A 12,140-nucleotide genomic window follows, 5' to 3' on the forward strand; every position below is an offset into this window, starting at 1 on the left:
CCCGCCACCGACCCCCGGGACACCGAGCGCGTCCGGCCGCTTCACCCCGACCACCCGGCCTACGTCATCTACACCTCCGGTTCCACGGGCCGCCCCAAGGGCGTCGTCGTCACCCACCGCCCGCTCGCCGCCTACCTCGACTACGCACGCGGCACCTACCCGAGCGCCGCCCGCACCACCCTGCTGCACTCGTCCGTCGCCTTCGACATGACGGTCACCACCCTGTACGCGCCCCTGACCAGCGGCGGCACCATCCGCATCGGCGCACTGGAGGAACCGGGCCCCAGCCCCGCCCTCCTCAAGGTCACCCCGTCCCACATGGCACTGCTCACCACCCTGCCACCGGAGGCGGCCCCCACCGAACAGCTCGTCGTCGGAGGCGAACTCCTGCTCTCCGAGACCGTCGAGACCTTCCGAGCCCGCCACCCCCGGGTCACCGTCCTCAACGAATACGGCCCCACCGAGGCCACCGTCGGCTGCTGCGTACACCCCGTCCACCCCGGCGACACCCTGCCGTCCGGCGCCGTCGCCATCGGCCACCCCACCTGGACCAGCGAACTCCGCGTCCTGGACGAACACCTGCGCCCCACCGACGACGGCGAGCTGTACATCGCCGGCGGTCAGCTGGCCCGCGGCTATCTGCGCCGCCCCACCGTCACCGCGGAACGCTTCGTCGCCGACCCCTACGGCCCGCCCGGCACCCGCATGTACCGCACCGGAGACCGCGTGCGCCGCGCCCCCGACGGCACCCTCTCCTTCCTCGGCCGCCTCGACGGACAAGTCAAGATCCGCGGCTACCGCGTCGAACTCGGCGAGATCGAATCCGCCCTGTTGCGCCACCCCGCGGTCGGCCGGGCCGCCGTCACCGTCCACCGGACCCCCACCGGCGACACCCACCTCGTCGCCTACGTCGTCCCGGACACCCGGCCCGCGCCCGCACTCGACGACCTCAAGGCCCACCTCGCCGACACCCTCCCCGACTACATGGTGCCCAGCGCGTTCCTCACCCTCGACACGCTGCCCCTCAACGCCAACGGCAAGCTGGAGACCGACCGTCTCCCGGCGCCCGACTTCGCCGCCGTCGCCACCTACACGGCACCCCTGACCCCCGTACAGACCCTGCTGTGCGACCTGTTCGCCCAGTTCTCCAGCGCACCCAGGGTCGGCCTCGACGACGACTTCTTCGCCCTCGGCGGCACCAGCCTGGGCGCCGCCCAGGTCGCCAACAGGGCCCGCAGGCAAGGCGTTCGCATCGCCCTCCAGGACGTCGCCGACCACCGCACGGTACGCCGCCTGAGCGAAGCGCTCGCCGACCACTGACCTGCGAAGGCTTCCGAACAACCCCGTAAGCAAGAGGAAATGGAGACACGATGGAGCTGCTGCAGCTCGCCGGCATGGGCTGGATCTCCCGGTCCCTCAGCGTCGCCGCCCGGCTGGGCATCGCCGACCACCTCGCCGATGGCCCCAAGTCGCCAGCGCAACTGGCCGAGTTGTCCGACGCCCACCCCGACGGAGTGCTCTACCTGCTGCGCGTCCTCGGCATCGTCGGCGTCTTCCACGAGCGCGAGGACGGCACCTTCGAGCAGACCGAGACCTCGGAGCGGATGCGCGACGACCACCCGCAGTCCATGCGCTACTGGTGCGTCCTGGGCGGCGAGATGTACTACGACGTCTGGCGCGACCTGCTCACCACGGTCAAGACCGGCAAGCCCGCCTCCCGCTCCGAGTACGGCGAGTCCATCTACGCCTACATGGACAAGGACACCGACGCCGGCGAGGTCTACGACAAGGCCATGGCCGACATCACCCGCCCCGCGGCCGCCGAACTGGCCCGCGACTTCGACTTCTCCCGGATCTCCAAGGTCGTCGACGTCGGCGGCGGCAGCGGCCACCTCCTCAAGGGCATCCTCGCCGCCCACACCGACATCCACGGCACCGTCGCCGAACGCGCCGACGTCGCCAAGCGCGGAGCCCAGATCCTCGAGGAGTCCGGCGACAAGGACCTGATCCGCCGGCTCTCCTTCGAAGAGGCCGACTTCTTCGAGGAGGTGCCGAGCGGCGCCGACGCCTACTTCCTCAAGAACGTCCTGCACAACTGGAGCCCCGACAGCAGCACCCGCATCCTCAAGACGGTCCAGCGGGCCATGGCACGCACCGTCGAGGAGTCCGACGGCCTCGCCGCCGAACCGGTCCTCTTCGTCATCGAGCCGCTGCTCGGCCACGACAACGCCTCCGCCATCCGCTCCCTGTTCCAGATGGTGGTCTGCGAGGAGGGTACGCGCATCCGCTCCGAGGAGGACATGCGCAAGCAGGCCGAGGGCGCGGGCCTTCAGGTGCGGTCCATCCGCAATCTCTCCACCGAGCACAGCGTCGTCGAGTGCGTGCTCGCCACCCACGACTGACCCACCCCACCGTATCCAGAGAGGACCGGCACACCATGTGGGACGACCAGTTCGAGGGCCTCGTCCGCCCCCACCTCGGCTTCCTCCCCGAGGACGCCCCCTTCACCCAGGACCTCGACCTGCGCGACGCGGGCCTGGACTCGCTCGGCATCGTCGACCTCCTGATCGAGATCGAGAACACCTACGAGGTCAAGTTCACCGACGACGCGCTGTCCATGGAGACCTTCAGCACTCCGGGCGCGCTCTGGACCACGCTCTCCGGCCTGCGCGCCGCGGCCGTGGGCTGACCCGCCCCGCACCACACCACACCACTTCCTCCCTACCGCTCCTCTCCTACAGGTGGACGACCGCATGTCGAATGAGTCGAACGAACAGAAGCTCCTCGACTACCTCAAGAGGGCCACGACCGAACTGCGCGACACCCGCAGGCGGTTGCGCGAGGAGGAGGAGAAGCAGTACGAGCCGATCGCCATCGTCGGCATGGCGTGCCGCTACCCCGGCGGGGTGGCCTCGCCGGAGGACCTGTGGGGGCTGCTGGCAGCGGGCGGCGACGCCATCACCCCCTTCCCCACCGACCGCGGCTGGGACGTGGCGGGCCTGTACGACCCGGACCCGGACACCCCGGGCAAGACGTACTCCGTCGAAGGCGGCTTCCTGGAGGGGGCGGCGGACTTCGACGCGGACTTCTTCGGGATCAGCCCGCGTGAGGCGCTGGCGACGGATCCGCAGCAGCGTGTGCTGCTGGAGACGTCGTGGGAGGCGTTCGAGCGGGCGGGCATCGACCCGGCGTCCCTGCGCGGCAGCGCCACCGGCGTCTTCGCCGGCGTGATGTACCACGACTACGGCGCCCACCTGCGCGACGTTCCCCAGGACATCTCCGCCTTCCTCGGCAACGGCAGCGCCGCGAGCGTCGTGTCGGGCCGGGTGTCGTATGCGCTGGGTCTCGAGGGTCCGGCGGTGACGGTGGACACGGCGTGTTCGTCGTCGTTGGTGGCGGTGCATCTGGCGGCGCAGGCGCTGCGGGGTGGTGAGTGTTCGCTGGCGTTGGCCGGTGGTGTGACGGTGATGTCGACGCCGGACACGTTCGTGGACTTCAGCCGGCAGCGGGGTCTGGCGGCGGACGGGCGGTGCAAGCCGTTCGCGGAGGCGGCGGACGGCACGGGCTGGGGCGAGGGTGTGGGTGTCCTGGTCCTGGAGCGGTTGTCGGACGCGCGGCGCAACGGGCACCGGGTGCTGGCGGTGGTGCGCGGCTCGGCGGTCAACCAGGACGGCGCGAGCAGCCAGCTGACGGCCCCGAACGGACCTGCCCAGCAACGCGTCATCCGACAGGCGCGCGCCCCCCCCCCCCCGGACCGGTCGCTTCGGTCGCTGTCGTCGGAGCCGTCCGCGGGAGCCTGGCCCCCAGGCGTATGCACGCCGGCCCCGTTACGCCGATGCGGCTCGGGACGCGATGCGTATCTGTGCTCCCCGGAGTGTCCGTTCAGATGGCCGGACGGCTTCTGAAGTGGCCTGTACCGGCCTCGGATACAGCTCCTGACCTGCCGGAAACCCGCCACGATGGGGCGCGGCGAACCCGGGGAGCCGGAACCCCACGGGCACTCGCCTCAACAATCTTGGTTCGCCGCGACGACCTTTCCGTCGAACGCGTCGAGGAGAGCGGGAGCGGCCCGGCCAGGCGCGTGGAAAGGCGGGAAGCGATGGCAACCGACGACCGGGAAATCGTCGCAAGGTATCGCGCTGGGGAGTACGAGGCCGGACGGCAGTTACTGGACCGGCACTGGCAAGTACTGGTCCGGGCGGCGCTGCCGAAGCTGGGAGGCAATCGGCACGACGCCGAGGAGGCCGTCGGCGACGCGTTCGCCGCGTTGGCGGAGTACGGCGGTGAGAAGCCGATCCTCAGCGCGGGCGCCTGGCTGCGGAGGGTGGTCCACAACAAGGCGGTCGACAAGATCCGCGACAAGCAGCCGGACTCCGTCGCCGAGCCGGAGGAGTCACTGCGGGAGTCACTGCCCGCCTCCGACGGGGGACTGGCCCAGGTCGATGTGCGGCGGGCGGTCATCTGCCTCCTGCAGGCCCTGGACATGACGGAGCGGCGCATCATGGTGGCGGCCGTCGACGACAGGACCATGGGGTGGTCGGCCCGTGAGCAGGCGCAGGCGCTGGACATGGAGCTGCACAGGGACTACTACCCGGCATCCCGTCGAGCGCGGAAGCAGGCGGAGGAGGCGCGGCTCCTACTGCACATGCTGTGGGAGACCGAACCGTGCCCGGGGTTGCTGGAAGCCTGCGGTGTCACTCCCGGTACCGGGCATGGGCAGCGCGCGGGGCATCCGCAGCTGACCCCGCAGGGCCGTAGGGCCGGGATGGCGCACCTGGAGGACTGCGAGGCCTGCCCGAAGGTGCGGGACAAGGTCAAGCACCGCCGCTGGGTTCCCGGGGTGGTGTTCGCCCCGTCGCCGGAGCTGTACGACCGGATCCGCGACGTCTGCGACGCGACGCGTCTGCGGACCGGGACGGAGACGGTACGCGGGCAACGGCCACGGCATGCCGAAGTCCCCGAGACCGGTGCCCGGCAGGACGCCGGGGGCGGCCGAAGGCTCCGCGCCACTCGCTGGGACGAGGCGGAACGGGTCGTCTCCCGGCGCGACCACCGGCGGCCGCGCCCGCGGCTCGGAACCGTCCTCGCGGCGTGCCTCGCGGCGGTGGTCGGCGCCGCCGCCCTCGCGGACAAGAGCGGGGCCAGCATCTCGCTGCCCGATGTCGGCAGCATTCCGGGAGTGCGCGCGATCACCGGTTCCGGCGACGGCTCCGGACCTGACTCCGGATCTGGCTCCGGATCCGGATCCGGCTCCGGCTCCGGATCCGGCTCGGGGGGAACGACAGGAGGCACGTCCTCCGGCGGCAACTCCTTCGGCAGGGACGGCGGCTCGTCCTCCGGCGGCAGGCACACCGGCAGGGGCCACGGACCGGGTGCTGGCGGCAAGCACACCGGCCACCGGGACGACTCAGCCTCCGGCGGCAACGACACCGACGGCGACACGGGCAGCGGCGGCATCGGCGAAAGCCACACCGAGATCAACAACGGCCAGAGCAACGGCACGAACGACAGCACCACCGAGAACGACGGCACCACCGCCGAGGACGTCACCGGCCCCGACGTCGGCCTGGCCGGCATCAGCACCGAGGCGGTGGGGCAGGAGGTCGTGGATCAGCACGGCGTTCTCATGCAGACCTGCGGCCCGGCCGGCACTCCGACCGCCTTCAGCGTGTGGGTGGCGGTCTCGGACCCGTCCGGCATCGGGAACGTGCGGCTCACCGTTGAGCACCCCACGGACGCGCCCTTCACCACCAGCAGCGGGGTCAGTGACGGCGGCAGTCTCCGCTTCGACGTCCCGGCCTACCGGACCGGCCCCAAGTTCCTGGAGACACAGCAGCTGAGGCTGTCGGTCTCGGCCACGGACTCGCTCGGCAACCGCACCGATGCCGTTCTGCGGTCGCTGTCCTTGTACGAATGCGGAGAGCCCGGCTGAAAGGTCCCACCCGTGTACGACTTCCTGCTGCGTCTGCTGCGCGATTCGCTGCCCGAGTTGGTCGGCAGTCTCCTGTCGACCACCGTGCTCACCGTCGCCGGCCGGGGCGCGAAGAAGGCCCGCGAACGGTTGCGGGCCCGGCAAGTCCCGGTCGACGCCCTGCGGCCCGCCCCCGGCGAGGGCGCCGGCCACCGGCGGGCCGCATAGGACCGTTGCCCCCGTTGAAGCCGACGGGGGCAACCACTCCTCGGTTCCGCCCGTCAGGAGCGGCGGGCGGAGCCCTTGGCCGCCGGGGGCAGCAGCGGGGCGACGAGCTTGCCGACCCCGGCCTCGGTCACCGGTCCCGTCCGGGTGGGCGCCGTCTTCCCCGTCGGGTCGTTGTCATCGGCCGCCCGGGTTCCCGTGCAGGGCATGCGCCGGGTTGCTCCGAGGACGGCCTCCAGGTGCCCGGAGCGCCGGGCGGACAGCCCGCTGACCGTCTCCCGCCGCACGTCGTCCGCCACCCACGCGAATCCGTCGAATGTCATTCGTGGTGATCATAATGATGGCGAACCAGATATGGTGTGGGCGTGGGGATGGGCAAAGAGACCGTGGACGGCATCGACAGGGCACTGATCGTCGAGCTCCAGCGCGATGCCACGCAGGCCTACGCGGCGCTCGGCAAGACGGTCGGGCTGTCCGCCGGCGCGGTGCACGACCGGGTGCGCAAACTGCGTGAACGTGGCGTCATCCGTCGTACGACGGTGGATGTCGACCCGGCCGCGCTCGGGCGGGGCGTACTCGCGTTCGTCATGGTCGACTCGTCGGCCTGGATGGGCGACGCGACGGAGTCCTTCGCCGCCATCCCCGAGATCCAGGAAGCCCATGTCATCGCGGGCAGTGCCGCCGTCCTCGTGAAGGTTCGCGCGGCCACCACGGAGCAGTTGCAGGACGTCCTGCGGCGGCTCTACACGATCGAGGGCGTGAGCGGGACTCGGGCGACGGTCGTGCTGGAGACCTTCTTCGAGAGGCCGGTCCGTGCCGACTGATGCCGATGGGCGCGAGAAAGAGGAACTTCGCATCGTGAACTTCTGGTCGATCTACGAGCACGGCTTCGCGCGGGTCGCCGCGTGCACCGGTCATGCCGCCATCGCCGAGCCGTGCCGGAACGCCGAGGCGGTGCTGCGACAGGGGCGCCGGTGCGCGCAGGAGGGAGTCGCCGTCGCCGTCTTTCCCGAGCTGTGCCTGTCCGGGTACTCGATCGAGGACCTGCTGCTGCAGGACGCGATGCTCGACGAGGTCGAGGCGGGGCTCCAGGACGTGGTGGCCGGGTCGGCGGATCTGCTGACGGTGCTGGTCGTCGGCGCCCCGCTGCGCCATCGCAACCGGATCTACAACTGCGCGGTGATCGTGCACCGCGGGCGGATCCTCGGCGTCGCGCCCAAGTCCTACGTGCCGAACTACCGCGAGTTCTACGAGCGCCGCCAGATCGCGGCCGGCGACGACGAACGCGGCGGGAGCATCCGGGTCGGCGGTGCCACCGTGCCCTTCGGCACGGACCTGCTGTTCACCGCGGAGGACGTGCCCGGCCTGGTGCTGCACGCGGAGATCTGCGAGGACATGTGGGTGCCGGTGCCGCCGAGCGCGGAGGCGGCGCTGGCCGGGGCGACCGTGCTCGTCAACCTCTCGGGCAGCCCGATCACGGTCGGGCGGGCCGAGGACCGGCGGCTGCTGTGCCGTTCGGCGTCCGCGCGCTACCTGGCCGCGTACGTCTACGCGGCGGCCGGACTGGGCGAGTCGACCACCGACCTGTCCTGGGACGGCCAGACCATGATCTACGAGAACGGCGTGCTGCTGGCCGAGACCGAACGCTTCCCGCTGGGCGACCAGTACGCGGTGGCCGACATCGACCTGGACCTGCTGCGGCAGGACCGCGCCCGGCAGGGCACCTTCGACGACAACCGCCGTACCCATGCCGCCCGTACCGGCGGATTCAGGGAGGTGGGGTTCCGGCTCGATCCGCCCCGGACCGACCTCGGGCTGCGCCGCCGGGTCGAGCGGTTCCCGTTCGTACCCGCCGATCCCGCCCGTCTCGCCCAGGACTGTTACGAGGCCTACAACATCCAGGTCGCGGGCCTGCAGCAGCGGCTGGCCGCGATCGGCGGCCCGAAGGTCGTCATCGGGGTGTCGGGAGGCCTCGACTCCACACACGCGCTGATCGTCGCCGCCCGCGCCATGGACCGCGCGGGCCGCCCGCGCAGCGACATCCTGGCGTTCACGCTGCCCGGTTTCGCGACCGGCGAGCACACCAAGGGCAACGCCCACAAGCTGATGCGCTCGCTCGGGGTCACCGCGGCCGAGCTGGACATCACGCCGACCGCCCGGCTCATGCTGCAGGAGATGGGCCACCCGTTCTCGTCCGGCGAGCCGGTGTACGACGTGACTTTCGAGAACGTGCAGGCCGGGCTGCGCACCGACTACCTGTTCCGGCTGGCCAACCAGCGCGGGGGCATCGTGCTCGGCACCGGCGACCTGTCCGAGCTGGCGCTCGGCTGGTGCACGTACGGCGTCGGCGACCAGATGAGCCACTACAACGTGAACTCCGGCGTGCCGAAGACGCTCATCCAGCACCTCATCCGATGGGTCATCAGCAGCGGCCAGTTCGACGAGGCGACCAACGAGACGCTGGCCGCGATCCTCGACACGGAGATCAGCCCGGAGCTCGTGCCGGGCGAGGAGCTCCAGTCCACCGAGTCCAAGATCGGGCCGTACGCGCTGCACGACTTCACGCTCTTCCATGTGCTGCGCCACGGTCTGCGGCCGTCGAAGATCGGCTTCCTGGCCTGGCACGCCTGGCACGACCGGGACGCCGGCGCCTGGCCGCCCGGGTTCCCCGAGGAGGAGCGGAAGGCGTACGACCTGCCGGAGATCTGGCACTGGCTGGAGGCCTTCTGCCGCCGCTTCTTCGCGTTCGCGCAGTTCAAGCGCTCCGCCATGCCGAACGGCCCGAAGGTGCTCGCCGGTGGTTCCCTTTCGCCCCGCGGCGACTGGCGTGCGCCGTCCGACAGTACGGCGGAGGCCTGGCTGAGGGACCTGGCCCGCTGGAAGGACGTACCGCGCCCCGGAGAGTGACGGGAATCCGGCGGACCGCTCGCGCCGCGCGCCTCGAGCCCCCGCCCCGCGCGGGGGCGGGCGGGCGGCATGCGTTCGTCCATTGAACCTCCCAGCCCCGCACGACGTATCAGTCACCGCGGGTGGCGCCTGCCACGGCGCCGGGAGAAAGGGACGAACGATCTCATTAAACTCGAACCAGCTCGTCGGCAGCGATCGTGCACGGCCCTCCTGGGCGCGGCCGGCGGACGGGACCGGTGGCATGGACAGTCGCAGCCAGGTACAGGGCCTCGACGGACTTCGAGGCCTGGCCGCGCTGTACGTGGTCCTGTTCCACTGCTGGCTGCTGGCCTTCCCGGGGTTTCCCGAGAACTCGGGTCCGTCCTGGCTGGGCTGGCTGATGTACGGGCGGCTCGCCGTCGTCTTCTTCCTGGTGCTGTCCGGCTTCTCCCTGGCCATATCCGCGGCGCGCAACGGCTGGCGGACGGGCGGCGTCGGCCGGTTCCTGCGCCGGCGCGCCTGGCGCATACTGCCGCCCTACTGGGCGGCACTCGCGCTGAGCCTGATGGTCGCCCGGTTCGTGGTGCCCGCCTCGCACTTCGGGCCGCCGACCGGGAAAACGGTACTGGTGTACGGCCTCGTCGCCCAGGACGTGTTCACCGCTCCCACGCCCAACGGTGCGTTCTGGTCGATCGCGGTGGAGGCGGAGCTCTACCTGCTGTTCCCGGTCCTCGTGCTGATACGGCGGCGGCTCGGAGCCGTGGTCCTGCTCGCGGGTGTGACGCTCCTGGTCCTCACACGCGGCCTGGCTGCGCCCGGTGGCTCGCCGGTGGAAGGCCTGAACTGGCTGACTCCGGACCTCGCTCCCGTGTTCGTCGCGGGCCTGGTGGGAGCGGGAGTCGTCGCCGCGCCCGAGAGGATCCGGCGGCTGCCGTGGCACTGGCTGGCCGGGCCGGCCGCGCTGCCGGCTCTGGCTCTGCTCGTCGCCAAGGGGTCGGTGTGGACGGTCGGCCACTTCTTCTGGGTGGACCTTGCCGTCGCTCCCGCCATGACGATGCTCATCACCGCGGTCGCCACGGGCAGGCCCGCCTTCCTCATGCGGCTCCTGGCCACGCGGCCCATGCGCAGCCTCGGCAACTTCTCCTACAGCCTCTACCTCGTGCATCTGCCGATCGTCATGACGGTGATCCGCAAGATCGCACCTGAGTACGTCTCGCCCGGTCTGCCGACGTTCTGGTTCACGTTGCTGCTGGCGGTGCCCGCCTCGGTGCTGGGGGCGTGGCTGTTCGCCGAGCTGTTCGAGCTGCCTTTCAAGCGGAACCGGTCCTGGGAGGCCATGCTCTCCGCCGGACGCTCGCGCTGGGCGGGTGTGCGGCCCGGTGCGCGTCAGCCGCTGCGCAGCGGGCAGCCCGGCGAGTGACGATCGAAGCGCCCCGGACCGGTCGGGGTCCGGGGCGTCTTCCGACGGAGTCCGCGGCCCGCTGCCGGTCCTGACCCGGCTCGCCGGCCCCGTTCGCGTCGAGTCCGGCGCGGCCGCCGCCAGGTCAATCCTTCAACAACCCTTGAGCGAGCCGCGAGCGCTCGACTGTACAAAAAGGCGTTGTAACTCCCGGGACGGGGCCGCGGACGCTGGACGCGGCGCCAAGCGGCCGCGTCCGGTGCTTTCGCGATCGCCCCGCCGGCCCTCTCCCCCACAGGCCGCCGCTCACCACGTCCCGCCGAGTCGCACCGTTCGCCCGACCGATCCCGTCGCCGCACCCACGTGCAGATCCAGATCGCCGCAGTCCACATCCGAGAACGGACTTCCCATGGCCACTGACCAAGTACTGACCGGCTCGGCGCCGGCCGGAGAGAGCGGTCCGGCCGGTGCGAGCAGTGCGGCCGCCGAGCCGCAGCGCGCCCGCGTGTCCCGGCTGCCGTCCCTCACCGGCCTGCGGTTCCCCGCCGCGCTGGCCGTCTTCGCCCACCACGCCTTCCTGCCGATACCGCCGCTGCGGCTGCTGGCCGACGACCGCACCGAGTTCCGTCTCTTCCGCTGGTTCGACCAGGCCGGCGGGCTCGGCGTGTCGTTCTTCTTCGTGCTCAGCGGGTTCGTGCTGACCTGGTCGGCGCGGGACACGGACACCACGACGGGGTTCTGGCGGCGCAGGTTCGTCAAGATCTACCCGAACTACGTGGTCGCCTGGGTGCTCGCCATGGTGCTGTTCGCCAGCCCCTACACCTCGACCCACGTGGCCGTCTCCAACCTGTTCATGGTCCAGGTCTGGGTGCCCAGCTACTTCACCAACTTCAGTGTGGACTCGCCGAGTTGGTCGCTGGCCGTGGAGGCGATCTTCTATCTGGGCTTCCCGCTGCTGCTGGCGGTCCTCCGGCGCGTCGACCCGCGCCACCTGAAGTACTGGATCACCGGGGCGATCGCCGCGGTGTGGGCCACCCCGGCGGTGGCGTACGCCCTGTTCCCGAAGACCCCGCTGGTGCCCAGCGGCCAGAACCTCTCGGTCCCGGCGTACTGGTTCAGCTATGTGCTGCCCCCGGTCCGGATGGTCGACTTCGCCCTCGGCATCCTGGTGGCGCTCGCGGTCAGGCACGGGCGCTGGCGCAACATCGGCATGATCCCGTCGTTCCTGCTGCTGGCCGGAGGGTACTGGCTCACCTACCACGTGCCCTACCTCTACGGTCAGCGCGCCGCGATGATCATCCCGATCGTGCTGGTGATCGCGGCAGCGGCGACCGCGGACGTCGAGGGCCGCTTCACCCCGTTCCGCAACCGCGCGATGGTGTGGCTCGGCGAGATCTCCTTCGCCTTCTACCTGCTGCACTACACGGTGCTGTCCTGGCTCCGGAAGGAGCTGGGCACGGAGATGTACTCCACCGCGGCCGGCATCTCGATGCTGGTCGGGGCGGCCGTCGGCACGGTCGTGCTGTCCTGGGTGCTCTACTCCGTGGTCGAGGCTCCGCTGGTGCGCCGGTTCAGCCGGCCGCGCCGGGCGAAGACCGCCTGAACCACGCCGAAGCTCCCGTCGGGGACCCCCTCCGCCCGCCGCGGGGGGTTGGGGCGTTGGGAACGCGGGGGCCGTGGGGTCCCAGTTGGGCCCCAGGGGCGTTTACCGGGCCGTGC

10 protein-coding genes and 1 pseudogene are annotated in these 12,140 nt (G+C 71.2%); 10 read left to right on the plus strand and 1 reads right to left on the minus strand.

Annotated features, from left to right (window positions below; genetic code table 11):
- The 6 genes and pseudogenes from ACFW2E_RS15560 to ACFW2E_RS15585 form a co-directional block, all read left to right on the plus strand.
- A partial coding sequence (locus ACFW2E_RS15560) for an AMP-binding protein (protein WP_384466599.1) occupies nucleotides 1-1,320 on the plus strand: 1,320 nt, incomplete at its 5' end.
- A 50-nt stretch (nucleotides 1,321-1,370) separates the two neighbouring features.
- Nucleotides 1,371-2,402 carry a methyltransferase gene (locus tag ACFW2E_RS15565; protein WP_384466601.1) on the plus strand — a complete coding sequence of 344 codons (1,032 nt, stop codon included), beginning with the start codon at nucleotides 1,371-1,373 and terminating at the stop codon, nucleotides 2,400-2,402.
- A gap of 35 nt (nucleotides 2,403-2,437) precedes the next feature.
- Entirely contained in the window at nucleotides 2,438-2,689 is a 252-nt protein-coding gene (locus ACFW2E_RS15570; protein WP_384466603.1) for a phosphopantetheine-binding protein, read from the plus strand.
- A 64-nt stretch (nucleotides 2,690-2,753) separates the two neighbouring features.
- Nucleotides 2,754-3,740, plus strand: a pseudogene (locus ACFW2E_RS15575) (beta-ketoacyl synthase N-terminal-like domain-containing protein); the annotation flags it as partial.
- Nucleotides 3,741-4,099: 359 nt separating this feature from the next.
- Nucleotides 4,100-5,932, plus strand: coding sequence for an RNA polymerase sigma factor (locus ACFW2E_RS15580; protein ID WP_384466605.1), 1,833 nt, complete (start codon nucleotides 4,100-4,102; stop codon nucleotides 5,930-5,932).
- A 12-nt stretch (nucleotides 5,933-5,944) separates the two neighbouring features.
- Nucleotides 5,945-6,139: a hypothetical protein gene (locus tag ACFW2E_RS15585; RefSeq protein ID WP_384466607.1), complete on the plus strand. Its 195-nt coding sequence runs from the start codon at nucleotides 5,945-5,947 to the stop codon at nucleotides 6,137-6,139.
- Between the two features lie 53 nt (nucleotides 6,140-6,192).
- Here ACFW2E_RS15585 and ACFW2E_RS15590 read toward each other — a convergent pair whose 3' ends face one another.
- A complete protein-coding gene (locus ACFW2E_RS15590) occupies nucleotides 6,193-6,459 on the minus strand; it encodes a hypothetical protein (protein WP_384466609.1) in 267 nt (88 codons plus the stop codon).
- 63 nt (nucleotides 6,460-6,522) lie between these two features.
- Here ACFW2E_RS15590 and ACFW2E_RS15595 point away from each other — a divergent pair, with 63 nt between their 5' ends.
- From ACFW2E_RS15595 to ACFW2E_RS15610, 4 genes are all read left to right on the plus strand, one after another.
- Nucleotides 6,523-6,960 (plus strand): Lrp/AsnC family transcriptional regulator, encoded by a 438-nt coding sequence (locus ACFW2E_RS15595; protein ID WP_384466641.1) that lies wholly within the window; start codon nucleotides 6,523-6,525, stop codon nucleotides 6,958-6,960.
- 34 nt (nucleotides 6,961-6,994) lie between these two features.
- Nucleotides 6,995-9,043, plus strand: a complete 2,049-nt coding sequence (locus ACFW2E_RS15600) for an NAD(+) synthase (protein ID WP_384466611.1) — start codon at nucleotides 6,995-6,997, stop codon at nucleotides 9,041-9,043.
- A 241-nt stretch (nucleotides 9,044-9,284) separates the two neighbouring features.
- Nucleotides 9,285-10,442: an acyltransferase family protein gene (locus ACFW2E_RS15605; RefSeq protein ID WP_384466613.1), complete on the plus strand. Its 1,158-nt coding sequence runs from the start codon at nucleotides 9,285-9,287 to the stop codon at nucleotides 10,440-10,442.
- A gap of 388 nt (nucleotides 10,443-10,830) precedes the next feature.
- Nucleotides 10,831-12,024: an acyltransferase family protein gene (locus ACFW2E_RS15610; protein ID WP_384466615.1), complete on the plus strand. Its 1,194-nt coding sequence runs from the start codon at nucleotides 10,831-10,833 to the stop codon at nucleotides 12,022-12,024.
- Nucleotides 12,025-12,140 lie beyond the last annotated feature (116 nt).

The organism is Streptomyces sp. NPDC058964 (assembly GCF_042741275.1).
GTDB lineage: Bacteria > Actinomycetota > Actinomycetes > Streptomycetales > Streptomycetaceae > Streptomyces.